The sequence below is a fragment of the Sphingomonas sp. Root710 genome, assembly GCF_001429065.1.
GTDB lineage: Bacteria > Pseudomonadota > Alphaproteobacteria > Sphingomonadales > Sphingomonadaceae > Rhizorhabdus.
In genome coordinates this window covers 430,268-447,424 of the sequence record NZ_LMIB01000012.1, presented here as the reverse complement: position 1 = coordinate 447,424, position 17,157 = coordinate 430,268, and the positions used below count along the sequence as shown (strand labels likewise).

At 65.6% G+C, this 17,157-nt stretch carries 17 protein-coding genes; 8 read left to right on the top strand and 9 right to left on the bottom strand.

All coding sequences use genetic code 11. The features are described 5' to 3' along the window. Positions 1-31: 31 nt before the first annotated feature. On the top strand, positions 32-1,642 hold the full coding sequence (locus tag ASE00_RS12010; RefSeq protein WP_235538646.1) for a tetratricopeptide repeat protein: 1,611 nt from the start codon (positions 32-34) through the stop codon (positions 1,640-1,642). Beyond that, on the top strand, positions 1,636-3,102 hold the full coding sequence (locus ASE00_RS12005) for an undecaprenyl-phosphate glucose phosphotransferase (protein WP_056380512.1): 1,467 nt from the start codon (positions 1,636-1,638) through the stop codon (positions 3,100-3,102). The genes ASE00_RS12010 and ASE00_RS12005 overlap by 7 nt, the downstream gene beginning before the upstream one ends. Before the next feature lie 36 nt (positions 3,103-3,138). On the opposite strand, the gene ASE00_RS12000 is transcribed toward ASE00_RS12005, so the two are convergent. Then, positions 3,139-4,002 carry a SurA N-terminal domain-containing protein gene (locus ASE00_RS12000; protein WP_056380509.1) on the bottom strand — a complete coding sequence of 288 codons (864 nt, stop codon included), beginning with the start codon at positions 4,000-4,002 and terminating at the stop codon, positions 3,139-3,141. A gap of 50 nt (positions 4,003-4,052) precedes the next feature. Between ASE00_RS12000 and ASE00_RS11995 the strand changes: the two genes are divergently transcribed. Then, a complete protein-coding gene (locus ASE00_RS11995) occupies positions 4,053-4,376 on the top strand; it encodes an XrtV sorting system accessory protein (protein WP_235538645.1) in 324 nt (107 codons plus the stop codon). A 2-nt stretch (positions 4,377-4,378) separates the two neighbouring features. Here the strand turns inward: ASE00_RS11995 and epsI are convergent, their stop codons facing one another. Then, entirely contained in the window at positions 4,379-5,110 is a 732-nt protein-coding gene (gene epsI, locus ASE00_RS11990) for an exosortase-associated protein EpsI, V-type (RefSeq protein ID WP_056380508.1), read from the bottom strand. Beyond that, a complete protein-coding gene (xrtV, locus tag ASE00_RS11985) occupies positions 5,107-6,039 on the bottom strand; it encodes an exosortase V (RefSeq protein ID WP_235538644.1) in 933 nt (310 codons plus the stop codon). Before xrtV ends, epsI begins: the two co-directional genes overlap by 4 nt. 294 nt (positions 6,040-6,333) lie before the next feature. On the opposite strand from xrtV, the gene ASE00_RS11980 reads away from it, so the two are divergent. After that, a complete protein-coding gene (locus ASE00_RS11980; RefSeq protein WP_235538643.1) occupies positions 6,334-6,792 on the top strand; it encodes a PEPxxWA-CTERM sorting domain-containing protein in 459 nt (152 codons plus the stop codon). 238 nt (positions 6,793-7,030) lie between these two features. Here ASE00_RS11980 and ASE00_RS11975 read toward each other — a convergent pair whose 3' ends face one another. From ASE00_RS11975 to ASE00_RS11965, 3 genes are all read right to left on the bottom strand, one after another. Next, positions 7,031-7,573: a CAP domain-containing protein gene (locus tag ASE00_RS11975; protein WP_056380504.1), complete on the bottom strand. Its 543-nt coding sequence runs from the start codon at positions 7,571-7,573 to the stop codon at positions 7,031-7,033. Between the two features lie 515 nt (positions 7,574-8,088). Further along, on the bottom strand, positions 8,089-9,459 hold the full coding sequence (locus tag ASE00_RS11970; protein ID WP_056380503.1) for a glutamate--cysteine ligase: 1,371 nt from the start codon (positions 9,457-9,459) through the stop codon (positions 8,089-8,091). A 104-nt stretch (positions 9,460-9,563) separates the two neighbouring features. After that, complete coding sequence (locus tag ASE00_RS11965; RefSeq protein WP_056380501.1) at positions 9,564-10,304, bottom strand: 16S rRNA (uracil(1498)-N(3))-methyltransferase; 741 nt, start codon at positions 10,302-10,304, stop codon at positions 9,564-9,566. A gap of 40 nt (positions 10,305-10,344) precedes the next feature. Here ASE00_RS11965 and ubiA point away from each other — a divergent pair, with 40 nt between their 5' ends. From ubiA to ASE00_RS11950, 3 genes are read left to right on the top strand one after another with little or no spacing between them, the layout of a single operon-like run. After that, complete coding sequence (gene ubiA / locus ASE00_RS11960) at positions 10,345-11,262, top strand: 4-hydroxybenzoate octaprenyltransferase (protein ID WP_082594731.1); 918 nt, start codon at positions 10,345-10,347, stop codon at positions 11,260-11,262. Between the two features lie 55 nt (positions 11,263-11,317). Further along, a complete protein-coding gene (locus ASE00_RS11955; protein ID WP_056380497.1) occupies positions 11,318-12,664 on the top strand; it encodes a TldD/PmbA family protein in 1,347 nt (448 codons plus the stop codon). Further along, positions 12,657-13,436: a 3'(2'),5'-bisphosphate nucleotidase CysQ gene (locus ASE00_RS11950; RefSeq protein WP_056380494.1), complete on the top strand. Its 780-nt coding sequence runs from the start codon at positions 12,657-12,659 to the stop codon at positions 13,434-13,436. The genes ASE00_RS11955 and ASE00_RS11950 overlap by 8 nt, the downstream gene beginning before the upstream one ends. 41 nt (positions 13,437-13,477) lie before the next feature. On the opposite strand, the gene ASE00_RS11945 is transcribed toward ASE00_RS11950, so the two are convergent. Next, positions 13,478-15,073 (bottom strand): long-chain fatty acid--CoA ligase, encoded by a 1,596-nt coding sequence (locus tag ASE00_RS11945; RefSeq protein WP_056380493.1) that lies wholly within the window; start codon positions 15,071-15,073, stop codon positions 13,478-13,480. Between the two features lie 98 nt (positions 15,074-15,171). Here ASE00_RS11945 and ASE00_RS11940 point away from each other — a divergent pair, with 98 nt between their 5' ends. Beyond that, positions 15,172-15,582, top strand: a complete 411-nt coding sequence (locus ASE00_RS11940) for a hypothetical protein (protein WP_056380491.1) — start codon at positions 15,172-15,174, stop codon at positions 15,580-15,582. Between the two features lie 80 nt (positions 15,583-15,662). Here ASE00_RS11940 and ASE00_RS11935 read toward each other — a convergent pair whose 3' ends face one another. Beyond that, positions 15,663-16,079, bottom strand: coding sequence for a CoA-binding protein (locus ASE00_RS11935; protein ID WP_056380489.1), 417 nt, complete (start codon positions 16,077-16,079; stop codon positions 15,663-15,665). Positions 16,080-16,104: 25 nt separating this feature from the next. Further along, complete coding sequence (locus ASE00_RS11930; RefSeq protein ID WP_056380487.1) at positions 16,105-17,106, bottom strand: Mrp/NBP35 family ATP-binding protein; 1,002 nt, start codon at positions 17,104-17,106, stop codon at positions 16,105-16,107. Between the last annotated feature and the right edge of the window lie 51 nt (positions 17,107-17,157).

Here is a 17,157-nt window from a genome sequence, read left to right as displayed (position 1 = left end):
CTGGCAAGAGATGGCTTCGGGGAGAGCAGCAATGCTGGCGGGCGCGCTGCTGCTGGCGCTCGTCGGCTGTGGCTCCGCCGAACAGAAGGCGGCGAAGGCGGCGGCGCGCTTCGATGCCTATTACGCCAAGCGCGATTATTATTCGGCGAAGGTCGAGATCGGCAAGGCGATCGCGGCGCAGGACGACAATCCCGAATATTGGGCGAAGCTGGCGCGCGCACAGCTGGGCATGGGCAATTATCTCGACGCGCATGACGCCTATTCGCGGGTGATCGAACTCGAACCGAGGAATGAGGAGGCGATCCAGGCGCTCGCCGAACTCTCTTATTCGGGCGGTTCATTCGGCGATTCCGAAAAGTTCGCCGATCAGATTCTGGACGAACAGCCGCGCTCGCTGCGGATGCTGCTCGTCAAGGGATCGATCCACGCCAGCCGGCGCGAACTGCCCGAGGCGCGAGCGGTGGTCGACAGGATGTTGTCGATCGATCCCTCCAACGAAGGCGCGGCGATCCTGCTCGCGCGGCTGCTCAATATCGACGGCAAGCGGGGGGCTGCGATCGACACGCTCGAAAAATCGATCGCCAGGGATGGAGAGTCGAGCCAGAAACTGCTCGCGCTGCTCGATCTTTATGCGGCGGGCAGCGACTTCCGCAACACGGCGCGAATCTATGCCCGGCTGTTCGCGCTGAAGCCCGGGGACCGCGACCTGCGGCTCGAATATGCGCGGGCGCTGTACGATCAGGGCCTGCCCGATCGCGCGCTTGGCGTGCTCGCCCGGCTCGCCCGCCGTTATCCCGGGGACGAGGCGCTTCAGCAGAGCATCGTCGACATCTGGACCGAAGCGGGGAGCGCCGCGGTCGATCTGGACCGGGTCCGCCGCTTCGTCGCGGCGCAGGGCGATCCGCAGATGAAGGTCGCGCTCGGCCATCTCCTGCTCGACCAGAAGCGCTATGCCGAAGCGGAAGCGGTGCTGCGTCCCTTCGTCGATTCCCTGGCCCCCAATGCGGTGATCACGGTCGCCAATGTGGAGGCGGACGTTCTGTACGCCGGAGCGTTGTCGGGGCTGGGACGCGGCGGCGAAGCGCTGGCGCTGATCGACCGCATCCTGAAGTTCGACGACGGTAATCCGCGCGCGCTGCTCATGCGGGTCCGCGTGTCGGTTGCTGCCAACGATCTGCCGCGCGCCCTGCGCGACGCGCAGGCGCTGGTCCGCGACAATCCGGATATGGTGGAGGGCCGGGTAGCGCTGGCTGAAATCTATGTGCGTCGTAAGGAAAGGATCCTCGCCGATGACGTCTATGCCCAGGCGATGAACGGGATCAAGGAAGACCCGGCGATGCTCAACGCCTACGCCGCCTATATGCTGCGCACCGGCCGCCCCGCGCGTGCCCTTGATGCGGCCAGGCGCTTTACCGTCGATAATCCGCGTTCGCGTGACGGCTGGCGGGAACGGGCGCAGCTGTGCATTCAGCTCGGCGAAACCGATTGCGTCGATGAGGCCTTCCATATTCTCGATCAGCTGCCCGGCGGTCCGAAAGTCCGCCGGGAGCTCGCGGCCGGCTGGCGTCGGCCCGTCACCCCCGCAAAGGCGGATGCTGGGCAAGCCGCCCCGACCTGTGGCAGGACAGGCACGCTATGCTGAAGGTGATCGAGGGGGCTGGCGCACAGGCGGAGCCGGCATCGCGCAAATACCGGTTTACTTCCAATGTGATCGCGACGATCATCCTGGGGGTCGATCTGCTGTGCCTGACCCTTGGCGCGCTACTCTCGCCGGTCGCGTACGAGCTGATCCGCGGTCCGCAATATTTCATCGAACAGCATGTCAACGTTGCGGTGATCGTCGGGGTCAATTTCTTCCTGATCCGGCTGTCGCGCGACAGCTATGCCCATCCGATGGGGCGCGGCGGCGACAGTGACCAGGCGGTCGCCTTCGAGTTCCTGCTCGCGGCGATGCTGGTCTTCGTGACGATCTGGCAGCTAGGGCAGGCCAAGCCTTTCTCGACCGGGCTGGCGCTCTGCTATCTCGGGCTGACCGCCGGCATGTTGTTCGTCAGCCGCTTCGTCGTCCGCAAGCTGATCTTCTATCTGGTGCGGGCGGGGCATATCGGCCAGCGCATCGTCATCTATGGCGCCGATGAGGCGAGTTCGGAACGGGTGCTCCGGCTGCTCGAGCTCGAACGGCTTCCCTATGTCTCGGTGGTCGGCATCGCCGACGACCGAACCAAGCGGATCGAGCGGAATACGCCCTGGAGCGTACCATTCCTCGGCGGGCTCGAGGCGCTGGTCGGGCGCATCGGCCGGGGCGACGTCGACATGGTGATCATCGCCTTGCCGATGATCAGCCAGGCGCGGCTCGATCAGATCACCGAGGCGCTGCAGCTGGTCTCGGTCGATATCTGCCTGATGCCGCGCGAGGCGCTCGACCTGTCGCAGCAATATAGCATGCGCTTCATCGGCTCCCTGCCGCTGTTCGCGCTGTGGCAGCGGCCGATGCGCGACTTCAACCGTATCCTGAAGGCGGTGGAGGACCGGGTGCTGGCGCTGCTCGGGCTGATCCTGCTGTCGCCCTTGCTGCTGCTCACCGCGTTGGTGATCAAGTTGACGAGCCCGGGGCCGGTACTGTTTCGTCAGCAGCGCTTCGGTTTCAACAATGTGAAGATCCAGGTTCTCAAATTCCGGTCGATGCACGTCGATCGTCAGGACGAAACCGGCGCGGAGAGGACGCGGCGCGGCGATCCGCGCGTGACGCTCTTCGGCCGGCTCATCCGCCGCCTGTCGATCGACGAGCTGCCGCAGCTGGTCAATGTGCTGCGCGGGGAGATGTCGATCGTCGGTCCCCGCCCCCACGCAACGCTGATGATGGTCGGCGACAGCTACTATGTCGATGCGGTGCGCGGCTATGCCGCGCGCCACCGGGTGAAGCCCGGCATTACCGGCCTCGCCCAGGTGCGCGGGCTGCGCGGCGAGATCGGCACGATCGAGCGCGCCAAGCGCCGTGTCGAATATGACATGTATTATATAGAGAACTGGTCGCTGCTGCTCGACCTGCGGATCATCCTGGAAACCGTATGGCGGTTGATCTGGGACCGCGACGTTTATTGAGGGCGAAACAAAAGCCGAGGGTTAAGCAGGAGGCAGCTACTTGGCTGCTTCCTGCTTAGCCTGGCTAGCCTTGATTGCCGATTTGTCGGGTTCGAAGCCCGGCTGATACTGGATTTCGGCGCTCGACCGTGCGCGGGCGACCTGAGCCTTGCTTTCGGCGATCAGCTCGCGGCGGCGAACCATCTCGGCGGCTGCCTGGCGCGCGACCGGGGTCGGGGTCGGGGTCGCGTCGCGGCCGACGATCACGCTGGCGACATATTGGCCGTTGGACGGCAGCACGAAGGGCTCGCCGGGCGGTAGCTTGTTGATCACTGCGGTCAACTGCGGATCGAGCCGGCCGGTGTCGATCACGCCCTTGCCGCGCGAGAAGGAGAGGCCGAGCCGCTGGACGCCGGCGGCGATCTCGTCGAGCGAATGCGCATCCTTGAGCGTCAGCAGCTTCTTGACGTCCTTCGGCGCCTGGAACTGGATCTGGTCGAGCAGCAGCCGCTCGCGCCCGCCGAACTGGGTGGGATTGTCGGCGATATATTGGGTTATGTCGCGGTCATCGGGCATCGGCACCGTCGCGGCGATCTTCTGGCCCAGCATGCTGACGAGAAGATTTTCCTCGAGCCGGCGCTGCTGCGCGACATATTCGGGTGTCTTGTCGAGGCCCTGTTCGCGCGCCTTCTGCACGATCAGCTTGCGGTCGACCAGGCGCTGCAGCACTTCGCGGCGCAGCTTGTCGCGATCGGCGGAATCCGGAATCCTCACGCCCGTCATTTCGGCGTTGAGCTCGGCCTGCGAAATCTCATCGCCATTGACAACCGCCACGACCTGGCCCTTCGGCGCCTTCTGGCAACCCGTGACAAGCAGCCCCGCGACCAGCGCGCCGCCCAAAAGTGCAGCCTTTACCTTCACTTGATGTCCCCCGATCGCAATCCAGACAAAGCAATCCCCCAAGGTGCTACATGATTGCCAGCCCCGGCGACAAGCCTGTATGCCACCATTTCGGTGCGGAGGATGCTGATTTGGAAACAATTTACGATTGGGTCACCGTTGCAATCTTTGCCGGACTTGTCGTTCTGTTTCTGCAACGATCGAGCCGCGACGCGCCGCCGCGGGACTCCATGTGGCAATATCTGGCAGCATCGGCAGGCTGCGCGGTGGCCAATTATTTCGGTAACGAGGCGGTCGGCGGACGCGGCGTCGTCTATCACCTGCTTGCCGTAGCGGTGCTGGTGGCGACGCTCGTCTACATCCACATCGCGCTGAGGCCTTTGGACAAAGGCTAGGTTCATTTTCCGGGCAGTGGGGCGCCGGCTTCGCCGAACAGGACGCGGCGGGCGACTGGCGACAGCTGTTTCAGCATCGCCGGCAGGAAACGCTTGAGGGTAATCATCGCGGTCTCGTCGTCGGGCGCGGCGGTCGAGACGCGGACGAGAACACCATCGGGCACCCGGCCCTTCAGATTCTCCTTCGCCACGGCCCAATGTTGCGCCCACCAGCGGGTCGGGAAGTCGTTGCCGATGCGGGTCCAGTAGATCAGCTGTTCGTGCCGGCTGATGCTGCGCGCATTGAGATAATGGCCGGGAACGGTCAGCCCGCCGCCGACATCAAGCGGGATGAAGCGTTCGTGCATCAGTTCGTAACCCGCAGCCGGATAGCAGGTCTCGGGCCGGTGAACCTGCAACATGCCGTCTTGCTTGCTGCTATAGGCGACCAGGAACATCACTGGCAGCTGGTTGGGCGAAGCATAATAGCGGGTCAGCACGCGGCTGTAGAGCCGGTCGCGCAGCTCGTCCTCGGGCGGCAGGACGAGTCCGTTGTCGGATTGATATTCCCAGCTGCCGACCTTCTTCGGAAAGAGCGGGTCGAGCTTGCCGCGTTCGAGCATCACGAACGGAATGTCGGGCCGCCGCGAATTGGCGACGATGCCCGCCGCGCCGAGCAGCCCGCCCGCGATCATCGTCCGCCGCGTCAGCATCCGGTCGAGCGCGGGCCCCTCGGTCCTCTGATCGTCGCTCATGCGGCGGACCCAGTGCGGGCGAGACGATGGCGCAGCGGTGAGGCGAGTGCGTCGACGCCGAAGATGCCGAGCACCGAGAAGAGGAACATGGTGATGCCGGAGAAATTGTGCAGGAAGCCCTGCGCCGCTTCGTCGCCCAGATAATGGGTGATCATGATGAGCGCGATGACGCGAATGAAATTGGCCATGATCGCCACCGGCACGATCGCGAGCATCAGCAGCAGCGCATAGCGCCAGTTCGCATTGTGCCGGATGTAGATGTAGAACAGCCCGATCGCCGACAGGCTGATCAGCGAGTTGAGGCCGGCACAGGCGGCGGCGATCAGTAGCTGGTACTGGCCGATGATGATCGTGACACCGGAGCCCGCAATCGGGTAGCCGAGCGCGTAGAGCAGGTCGATCGCCGTCTGCGAAATGCCGATCTTGAGCGGCTGGGTGATCATCGTCACCACCGAATCCGGTGGCGGGAAGATGAAGAGCACATAGACGATCGGGAACCACATCGCGCGCAGCGGGGCGAAACCCACCAGCCAGTAGGCGGTGATCAGCAGCAGACCGTACATCATGAAGCCTTCGACCTCGATGATGTTGATGATCCGGGTCATGACATAGACCGGTGCGACGATCAGATAGGCGAGCGCCGCGATGCGGGTGTCGCCGGGCCTGGCGAGGGTCCGAACCTCGCTCCATCGCCGCCAGAACAGCCATAGGGCGGTGGCGAGCACGATCGGTCCATGCGCGCCCTGTTCGGTCGACCAGTTTTCCGAGGCGACGCCATACATGGTCGGCAGGATGAGGATCAGCGCACCGATCGCGAGCAGCCAATGACGGACCAGCGCGTCGCGGAGCGGCAGCAGGTCGTTCCAGCCATAGCGGCCAGCATCGCCTGCCGCCGCTCGTCTCGTTATGTCCCCCGTCCGATGTCCCAAAGGATTACGCCATCTCAACCATGATGAATATACTATCGCGCGACCGCCAGATCGATGCGAACCGCACCGGCACAGATAGACGCTGTGGTCTTTCCGGCATAGCCCAAGCCCGCAAGGCCGAATAGCCGTTACCGATCCTTGAGCTTTCGGTGGCGGCATTGCACTTGTTAACCTCCGCGGTTTTGAACTTGCGGCGGAATATGATATTGCAGGATGAGCGCTATAGCGCGGGGGTATTTGGGGTAGTTCTTCATGTTGAAGGAAGCTGTTGCGTCAAAAGCGGCCAAGTTGCTCATGACTTGTGTCTGCCCGGTTGCCGGCACCACGGCGTTGAGTCTCGGCGTTCCCCAGGTCCGCGACGCGGTCCACAAGGCGACCCAGCCGCGCCAATATGCCAAGCCCAAGACCCGTATCCGCGCGACGCCCGAGGAAGGCACCCAATATGCGGCGGCCGAGACGCCGTGCCCGACGGTCACGCCGTTCGCGCTGTCCAACCTGCCGACCGTGAGCCCGACGCCGGCCCCGCCGACGCCGATCCAGGTGGCCGAAGCGCCACCGCCCGATCCGACCCCGATCCCGCTGACCCCGACCATCTTCGTGCCGCCGACGACAAGCACTCCGCCGAACGACCAGCCGGGCGTGCCCGAACCGTCGACCTGGATTCAGCTGATGCTCGGCTTCGGCCTGATTGGCGGCGTCGCGCGCGTAACCTATCGGAAGAATGGAACTCCCGCGGCAGAGCCATCGGCCTGACGGCCGGTTTTTGATTTAGCCTCAAGCGCCGGCGTGCGCATCCGCGCACTTGGCTATCCTCGCATAAGCTCGGGCGGCCGCCACGGCTCGCTTTGCGAGCCGATCTCCGCCTAGACTGCCCCCGGCAGTCCGCGGACCGGCTACGATCCTTGCGGGACGCTGCGCGTCCCGGACCCGGACGCAGTCCGGGGAGGAAAGCCAAAGCCGGGCGGATGTCCGCGCCGGCGCTTGAGGCCAATCAAAAAGGCCTCTCTCCAATCACGTTGCCGCCTTCGCTGTAGCGGCATACGAGGAAATCATCCTCCGCGCCGCGCGCCGCGGCGCAACCCACCGAATGCGAGGAACGCCACATCAACTGCGTGTAGTGGCCGACCTGCTCCAAATCGCCGCTGATGCTGTTGTTGGGGAAGATGCCGGGCTTGAAGTCCTTCTTCTCCTCGATCCACAGCCCGACCATCGCTTCGGGGCCATAATAGCCGCTGGTCCCCGCCCACAGATTCTCGCCCTGCGGATCAGGGTCGGCGGGATCGTCTTCAGAATGGACGAGGTAGCCGGTCTCGGCGAGGTGCAGGACATAGGCCTGTGCGTCGCGGGCGAGCTTCCGATCCCAGACCAGCGGCGGGATGCCGAGCGAGCTGCGTTCGCGGTTGTGGCTGGCTAGCAGGCGCGCCTCGAGGTTGTTCTCGACCCCGGTCGCTCCCTGCGTGAAGGGTGCGGCAAGGGTCAGCGCCAGCGCACCCGCCAGCCTCGTCACCTTTGTCCGTCCCAAATTCGATGCCATGCCGTCGCTCCCAGGAAAACAGGATGTCCCGATGCTAGCGAGGATGGCTTGTCCCTTTATTGGGGAGATTGGTAAGCCGGAGATTCATCATGTCCGGCAGGCTTCCAATGGGAAAGTCCCGCGCTGCCCCTGGCTTGGGCGCGAGGCGTAAACGGCCCGTTAACCGGCAGAGGGCCGGATCGACCATTGCTACTAAAGAATGGGGGGACGGTGCTGCGGGCCGGACCTTCCGGCTCTGCATCGGTGCGGCCCGATGCCCGATTTTACCGCAGCTACCACGTCCTGCACGCCGTACCGGACTTTCACCGGTGCATTCCTCTCCTGCGAAGCCCCGCATTTGCGGATGTCTCCTGCCGACGCAGCAGGCGCCGTTTAGCCCAGCACCCCCCGCCTTGCCAGCGGACTCTTCCAAAAGCGCGTGCTGCGCCCGATTGGTGCAGCATTCTCCCCGCACTGTTGCAGAGGGGACACGCTTTTTAAACTAAAGCTACCGGCCGGTAGCTAGCGCGTGATGCCTAGAAGCGCGCGTCGCGATAGACATGGCTGATGTCTCCGCCCCACGCGCCGTGGTACAGATCGAGCAGCCGCTCCGCGGGCGTCTTGCCGCTGGCGACGATCTCGCGCAGCGGCGTGAGGTAGCCCGCCTCGTCGTCGCCCGCGCCGTTGAGACGCGCGCGCGCGCGCAGCCCCGACGCGGCGATGTCGAGGACGATCTTGCCGAGTTCCTGGAAGGTGCGGCCGCGCGGGCCCATCGCCTTGAGGCCGAGCTTCGGCACCTCGGCGCGGATGCGGTGATGATCCTCGATCGTCCAGTGCTTCACCAGATCCCACGCCGCGTCGAGCGCGTCGTCATCATAGAGCAGCCCGACCCAGAAGGCCGGTAGCGCGCATATCCGGTCGTGCGGTCCGCCATCGGCGCCGCGCATTTCGAGGAAGCTCTTCAGCCGTACCTCTGGGAAGGCGGTGGAGAGATGGTCGGTCCAATCGGTGATCGTAGGCTTCTCACCGGGCAGGACCGAGAGATTGCCGTCGAGGAAGTCGCGGAAGCTCAGCCCGGCAGCGTCGATATAGCCATCGCGGAAGGCGAAATACATCGGCACGTCGAGCATGTAATCGGCGTAGCGCTCGTAGCCGAAGCCGTCTTCGAATACGAAGGGCAGCATGCCGGTGCGATGCGGATCGGTATCGGTCCAGATATGGCTGCGATAGCTGAGGAAGCCATTGGGCTTGCCGTCGAGGAAGGGCGAATTGGCGAAAAGCGCAGTCGCCAGCGGCTGAAGCGCCAGGCTCAGCCGGAACTTGCGCACCATGTCCGCTTCGCTCGCATAGTCGAGGTTGGTCTGAATGGTGCAGGTGCGCAGCATCATGTCGAGGCCCATCGTGCCGACGCGCGGCATGTGGCGTAGCATGATGTCGTAACGGCCCTTGGGCATGATCGGCAGCTCTTCGCGGCTTTTGTCGGGCCACAGGCCGAGACCCAGGAAGCCGATGCCGAGCTTCTCGCCGATCGCTTTCACCTGTTCGAGGTGACGGCCGGTCTCGGCGCAGGTCTGGTGGAGATTGTCGAGCGGCGCGCCCGACAGTTCGAACTGGCCGGCGGGCTCCAGGCTGACATTGCCGTCGGACCCGGCGAGAGCGATGATATTGTCGCCCTCATAGACCGGTTCCCAGCCATATTTCGTCAAGCCGATCAGCAGCGCATGGATACCGCCGCGTTCCTCATAGGATGGCGCGCGATGCGAATCCTCGAAGAAGACGAACTTTTCGTGCTCGGTGCCGATCCGCCATTGCGACTTCGGCTTCTCGCCGTCCGCGAAGACCGAAATCAGGTCCTCGCGCGAATCGATGATGGGATCCTCGCCATCGGCGGCCTTGCGCGTGCTCATGGCGCGCCCATAGCGGACCGATCGGTACGTGGCTAGATTTGTTTGAGCTTTGCTGAAACGTTCGGGCCGGCACCATCTATTCGCGTGAGCGGATCAAAATCAAATCACCGCCAATCGCCGGCCAATCCCATCCATAGCGAAACCGCCGCCGCCATCGCGGTGTCGGCGCGCAATATGCGCGGGCCAAGCGACACGCCGGTCGCCTGCGGCAGCGCTTTGATCGCGGCACGTTCCTCGTTGGTGAAGCCGCCCTCTGGGCCGATCAGGATCGCGGCGGGGCCGGGCTTTGCCACCTCGGCCATCGGCGTGCCGCCTTCCTCGTCGGCAAAGATCAGCGCGCGGTCCCCGGGCCAGCTTTTCAGAAGCTGCGCTAGCTTGACCGGCTCGTCGAGGACCGGCAGCGCGGTCCGCTCGCATTGTTCGGCCGCCTCGATCATATGCGCGCGCAATCGGTCGAGGTTGAGCCGGTCGACGATCGTCCGCTGGGTGATCACCGGCTGCCACCGGGCGACGCCCAGTTCGCAGGCCTTTTCGGCCATCCAGTCGATCCGCCCCTTCTTGATAGGCGCGGCGAGCAGCCAGAGATCGGGCACCGCCTCGCGCTCGCGCATCCGCTCGACCGCGCGCACCGCCACGGCGCGCTTTCCGGCCTGCTCGATCTCGGCGCGCCATTCACCGGTGCGATCGTCGAACAGCGCGATCTGGTCGCCCGCCTTCAGTCGCATCACCCCGCTTAGATAATGCGCCTGTCCGCCGTCGATCGTCAGCGCCATCCCTTCGGACAGTGGCTGATCGATGAACAGGCGGGTGACGCTGCCTGGCGGCCAGGCGGGGGTTTGGGCCATGGGACTTCCGAAGACGGGGCTTTTGTCCTACCTGCCGCTCATGGCCGAGGAAGTCGAGGAAATCGTACCCGACAGCGAATATCGCGGGCTGGTGCGGCATCTGCCCCCCGGCTGGCGGCCCTATTGGGTGCTTGCGCGGTTCGACCGGCCGATCGGGGCGTGGTTGCTGTTCTGGCCCGGCGCCTGGGCGATCGCGCTGGCGGGGCACGGCGCCGACCGTTGGGACCTGATCCTGTGGATGGGGCTGGGGGCGTTCGTTATGCGCGGCGCGGGCTGCGTCTATAACGACATCGTCGACCGGGACCTTGACCGCAAGGTAGCGCGCACCGCCGCGCGGCCGCTCGCCAGCGGCCGGGTGAAGCTGAAGGCGGCCTGGCTGTGGCTGGGCCTGCTCTGCCTGATCGGGCTTGCCGTGCTGGTCCAGTTCAACCTGACCGCTGCGATCACCGCGGTCGCCAGCCTCGGTGCGGTCGCGGCCTATCCCTTTATGAAGCGGATCACCTGGTGGCCGCAGGCCTGGCTCGGCATCGTCTTCTCCTGGGCAGCGCTGGTCGGATGGCCGGGCGTGACCGGCGGTTTCGCCCCGGCGATATGGCTGTTGTTCAGCGGTTCGGTCTTCTGGGTGATCGGTTACGACACCATCTATGCGCTGCAGGATATCGAGGATGACGCGCTGGCGGGCGTGAAATCCTCGGCGCGGGCGCTGGGCCGCCATGCGCGCAGCGGCGTCGCGCTTTGCTATGCGATCGCGATCGGCTGCTGGATTTCGGCTTTTTGGCAAATCCGTCCGCAACTGCTGGCACTGGCGGCGCTCCTTCCCGTCGCCGTCCATCTGGCTTGGCAGGTCGCCCGGCTCCGCATCGCCGACCCCGCCGACGCTCTCGCCAAGTTCCGCGCGAACCGCTTTGCGGGTCTGCTGATGTTCATGGCCTGTCTGGTGGTGGGCAGTACGGCGTGATCGAATAAGGGCATTAGCCTTTGACGTTCGGGGTCGCGATACCTAAGTCGCCACCATGTTGAGCATCCCTGAAGCCGAAGCCCGCACAGCCGATCTCGTTGCCGCCGCCCGCAAGGCGGGTGCCGATGCGGCCGACGCGCTCTATATCTGCAATGCCTCGACCCAGATCTCGGTGCGCCTGGGCGCGCTCGAGGATGTCGAACGGTCGGAAGGCGAGGAGATCGGCTTGCGTCTGTTCGTCGGCAGCCGGTCGGCGAGTGTGTCTTCCTCCGACCTGTCGAGCGACGCGCTCGACGCGCTGGTCGAGCGCGCCGTGGCGATGGCGCGCGAAGCGCCCGAAGACCCCTATGCCGGGCTCGCTCCCGAGGACCGGCTGCTGCGCGGAGCGGCGGTCGATGTCGACGGCGACGACCAGGCCGATCCCGCCCCGGCGGATCTGCGCGTGCGCGCCGAAGCCGCCGAAGATGCGGCGCGCGGCGTGGCCGGCGTTACCAACAGCGAGGGCGCGGGAGCATCGGCAAGCCGGACCGTGATCGCGCTGGCGACCAGCGCGGGTTTCGCGCGCGGCTATTCGACCAGCGGTTATGGCTGCTCTGCCAGCGTGATTGCGGGCGAGGGCAGCAGCATGCAGCGCGACTATGCCTATCATAGCGCGCGCCATCTGAGTGATCTCGAGGATGCGGTGGCGATCGGCCTTCGCGCGGGCGAACGCGCGGTGAAGCGCCTGAATCCGGGCAAGTTGTCGAGCGGCGCGATGCCGGTCGTCTATGATCCGCGCGTCGGATCGGGGCTGCTCGGCCATCTCGCCGGCGCGATCACCGGATCGGCGGTGGCGCGCCGCACCAGCTTCCTGCTCGACAGGCTTGGACAAGAGGTGTTCGCGAAAGGCATCGTCATCCGCGACGATCCGCACCGGCCGCGCGGCCTGCGCTCCAAGCCCTTCGATGGCGAGGGGCTGCCCACCGCCGCGCGCGACATCATCGCCGACGGCGTGCTGACCGGCTGGATCATGGATTCGGCCTCTGCGCGCCAACTCGGTCTCGAACCGACCGGCCATGCGACGCGTGGGGTCGGCGGCCCTCCAGGTACCGGGCTCACCAATCTCTATCTGGAGGCCGGTAGCCTCTCGCCCGAGGAGCTGATCGCCGACATCAAGCTGGGCGTCTACGTCACCGAACTGATCGGGCAGGGCGTCAATGGCGTCACCGGCGATTACAGCCGGGGCGCGTCGGGCTTCGTGATCCGCGACGGCAAGGTCTGCGAGCCGGTCGCCGAGATTACCGTTGCCGGCAACCTCAAGGATATGTTCCGCGAACTGACCCCCGCGTCGGATCTTGTCTTCCGTCGCGCCGTTGATGCTCCGACAGTGAGAATCGAAGGGATGACGGTCGCCGGTGCCTGAGAATCTGCTCGATGCGGTGAGTGCGGTGGCGGCCGAAGTCGGCGCAATGGCGCACGCATCGTGGCGGGGGGATTTCAAATATTGGGACAAGACGCCGGGCAGTCCGGTGTGCGACATCGATCTCGCCGCCGACGCGCTGCTGCGCGAACGGCTGATGGCGATCGATCCCGAGGCGGGCTGGCTGTCGGAGGAGACCGCCGACAGCGCTGAACGGCTCAACTGTGTGCGCGTCTGGGTGGTCGACCCGATCGACGGCACCCGCGATTATGTGCGGGGACGCGAAGGCTGGGCGGTGTCGATCGCGCTCGTGGAGGGCGGCCGCCCCGTGCTGGGCGTGCTCGACGCCCCCGCGCGTGGCGAGCATTGGCGCGCGCGCTTCGGACAGGGAGCGACCCGCAATGGCGAGCCGATCATCGCGTCGCAGCGGCTGGCGCTGCCCGGTGCGCGGGTGCCCGCCGACACGCTGCCGCGCCGCGACGGCGATCTGGTGGCGGTGACCAAACCCAATTCGATTGCGCTGCGGATCGCGATGGTCGCGGCGGGCGAGGCGGACCTGCTTGCCACGATCCGCTGGGGCAATGAATGGGACATCGCCGCCGCGGCGCTGATCGCGCAGGAGGCCGGCGCGACGGTGACGGACGCCTTCGGCAATCCGCTGCGCTACAACAGCACCAAGGGCGAACAGTTCGGCGTGCTGGCGACCGCCCCGGCGATCCATGCCGCAGCGGTCGATCGGCTGGCCGAACATGCGGCGAAAGCGGCTATTCGCTAGCGGGAAACGGCGCCCCGATGTTGGCCGAGGCGCCCCCTATATCAAACCCCAGGCAGCTTATAATCCTTGTACCGCTCGCGCAGTTCGGTCTTGAGCAGCTTGCCGGTGCCGGTGTGCGGCAGTTCGTCGACGAACAATATCTCGTCGGGCAGCCACCATTTCGCGACCCGGCTGGCCAGCGCCTCGCGGACCCGATCGGCAGACGGCTCGATGCCGGGCTTGGGCACGCACAGCAGCAGCGGGCGTTCGTCCCACTTCGGGTGATAGACGCCGATCGCCGCGGCTTCGGCGACGCAGGGGGCAGCGATGGCGGCGTTTTCCAGGTCGACCGAGCTGATCCATTCGCCGCCCGACTTGATCACGTCCTTGGCGCGGTCGGTCAGCTGAAGCGCGCCATCGGCATGGATGACCGCGATGTCGCCGGTATCGAACCAGTTGTCCTCGTCGACCGCGCTCTTCTCGGCGCGGAAATAGCGCTCGACGACCCAGGCCCCGCGCACCTGCAACTGGCCCGAGCTCTTGCCGTCGCGGGGCAGCGCGTTGCCCTCGTCATCGACGACGCGCAGTTCGAGGCCGAACGCGGCATAGCCCTGCTTCTGCAGCAGATCGAGCTTGGCTTCGCGGTCCATATTGTCCCACTCGGCGGGCAGCGCCGCGACCGAACCGATCGGCGACAATTCGGTCATCCCCCACAGATGGGTGAACTGGACGCCGCGATCCATATAGCCCGCGATCAGCGCACGGGGCGCGGCCGAACCGCCGCAGCTGATGTGATGCAGCCTGCCGAGGTCTAGTCTCTCACGCTCGACATATTGCAGCAGCGACAGCCAGATCGTCGGCACGCCGCAGCTGTGCGTCACCTGCTCGTCGATGATCAGCTGGTGTAGCACGGCGGGCTCGTTGCTTGCCGACAGGACGAGCTTCGATCCGGTCATCGCCGCGGCAAAGGGCAGGCCCCAGGCGCCGGCGTGGAACAGCGGGGTTACGGGCAGGACCGCGGCGCGCGCGGACAGTGAGAATACGTCGGGCGTCGCCTGGACGAAGCTGTGCAGCATCTGCGATCGGTGCTGATAGAGCACCCCCTTCGGATTGCCGGTGGTGCCGCTGGTGTAGCAGAGCATCGCGGGCGCGCGCTCGTCGCCTTCCGGCCAGACATAGTCGCCGTCATAACCCGCGATCAGTGCCTCGAAGCCGCCTTCGCCGCTGTCGGGGTTGAAGCAGACGAAATGTTCGATCGTCTCGAAACGCGGCTTCAGCCGCTCGACCACGGCCTCGAAGGCCTGGTCATAGATCAGCACCCGGTCTTCGGCATGGTTGGCGATGTAGACGATCTGGTCGTCGAACAGCCGGGGGTTGATCGTGTGGATCACTGCGCCCGCGCCGATCGCACCGAACCAGGAAACCAGGTGGCGTCCATGATTGGCAGCCAGCGTCGCGAACCGGTCGCCCGGCTTGATGCCGAACGCGACCAGCGCTTGCGCCAGCCGCCGCGCGTCGCGATGAATGCCCGCCCAATTGGTCCGCTCGAAGCTGCCGTCCGCCCAGCGGGTGACGATCTCGCGCGGCCCATGCTCGCGTGCGGCATGATCGATCAGGCGTTCCAGGCGAAGCGGCCAATCCTGCATTGCACCTAACATTCGTTCCTCCCTAGTTACGGGCTCAATAGCGAAGCAAATCGGCGCGCGCCATGGGACAAAATGGAGGACAGCCTCGGTTGTGCGATAGTCGTCCTATCATGACCTCGATTCGTCTCACGCTCGTCACGACATGGCTCGCAATAGGCTATGCCACGGCTCTCGCCTGCGCGCTGTTCCTGCTGCTCGACGGACTTCGCACCGCCGCGGGGATGGTCCTCCTTCTGTGGATGGCGGGGCCGGCGGCGCTGGCGTCGATCGGCGTTCGTATGTCGCGCGCGATTCGCGGCGCCTACGGTTTCACGGCGATGCAATTGCTGGTCATCGCGTCGACCTTCATAATGTGGGCCGGCATGATCTCCGTCCATCTCGACGTGCTGAACGGGGTGGCGATGGGTATCGTCCTGCCGCTCTATCAATATAGCGCCATTGCTATCCTATGGTGCATTGCATATCTGTTCGGATGGCGCGGGCGCGTCGGTGCGCGCAGCGCCGCTCCGCCCGATCGATAATTCCACACGGCAGGCCGGATCACTCCCCAGCTGCGCATCACCTGCTGCGTTATTGGAAAACCGGCGAAACGGGCGTGCTATTACAATCCCAGCCGCGGGATCTCGATCTTGGGGCAGTGGTTCACCACCGCCTGCAGTCCAGCCGCTTCCGCGCGGCTGACGGCGTCGTCGTTGAACACGCCGAGCTGCGTCCACACCGCCTTCGCGCCAACGGCGATCGCCTCGTCGATCACCGGCCCGGCGGCGGCGGAGTTGCGGAAGATGTCGACGATGTCGATCGGCTCGCCTATCTCGGCAAGAGTGGCGACCACGGTTTCGCCGTGCAGCGTCTGGCCCGCCAGCTGCGGGTTGACCGGGATCACCCGATAGCCCTTCGACTGGAGGAAGCGCATCACGCCAAAGCTCGCCCGGTCGGGGCGGTCGCTGGCGCCCACCATCGCGATCGTCTTCGCGCCCTTCAGCAGGCTGGCGATCTCTGCATTGCTTTCGAGCGGCATGACGGACCTTTCGACGTTGGCCCTGTTAAAATGATGCGGGCCCCGCCGGATTCAACCATGCAGCGATCTTTTCAGCGAGGGGGCGGAAGACCGCGTCGTCGTCCTCGGACGCCGGCGGGCTCCCCGCATCGGAACTGGTGCGGATGCCGATGTCCAGCGGCACCCGGCCGAGGAAGGGAAGCTCCATGGACATCGCCGCCGCTTGCGCCCCGCCGCTGCCGAAGGGGTCGGATATCTCGCCGCAATGCGGGCAGGCATAGCCCGCCATATTCTCGACCATGCCTATGATCGGGACATTGGCCTGACGGAAGAAGTCGATCGCGCGGGTCGCGTCCATCAGCGCCAGGTCCTGCGGGGTCGACACGATGATCGCGCCCGCCGGCTTGTATTTCTGGACCATGGTGAGCTGGACGTCGCCGGTTCCGGGCGGCAGGTCGAGGACCAGCAGGTCGGTGTCGCCCCATTCGGCGTCGATCAGCTGGCCCAGCGCATTGGCCGCCATCGGCCCGCGCCACGCGATCGCCTGACCCGGCTTCACCAGCTGGCCCATCGACAGCATCGGGATGCCGTGGGGGGACATCACCGGGTCCATCTTCTGCCCCTGGGCGGTCGGGCGCATGCCCTCGGTCGACAGCAGCCGGGGCTGCGAGGGGCCGTAGATGTCGGCGTCGACGATGCCGACCTTCTTGCCGAGTTTTCTGAGCGCCACCGCGAGGTTGGCCGACAGGGTCGATTTGCCGACCCCGCCCTTGCCCGATCCGATCGCGATGATCTTGCGGCCTTTCTTCTCGGCGGTCATCGCGACGCGCACCGTCTCGACGCCCGGCACCGCGATCAGCGCCTGCTTCACCGCGGTCTCGATCTTGCTGCGCGCATCGCCCGACAGGCCGGTGACGTCGATCACTACGCTGGCGGTGCCGTCGTCGAAGCGGGGTTCGGCGGCGCGGCCGCTGGCGATCAGGCCCTTGCCGCTGATCGGGTCGATAACGCGGTCGAGCGCGGCGGGAAGCGATTCAGTCATGTCCATGGGGCGGCGAATAACGGTTCGGGGCGGTTTGAGCCATGCCGAACCGGCCGA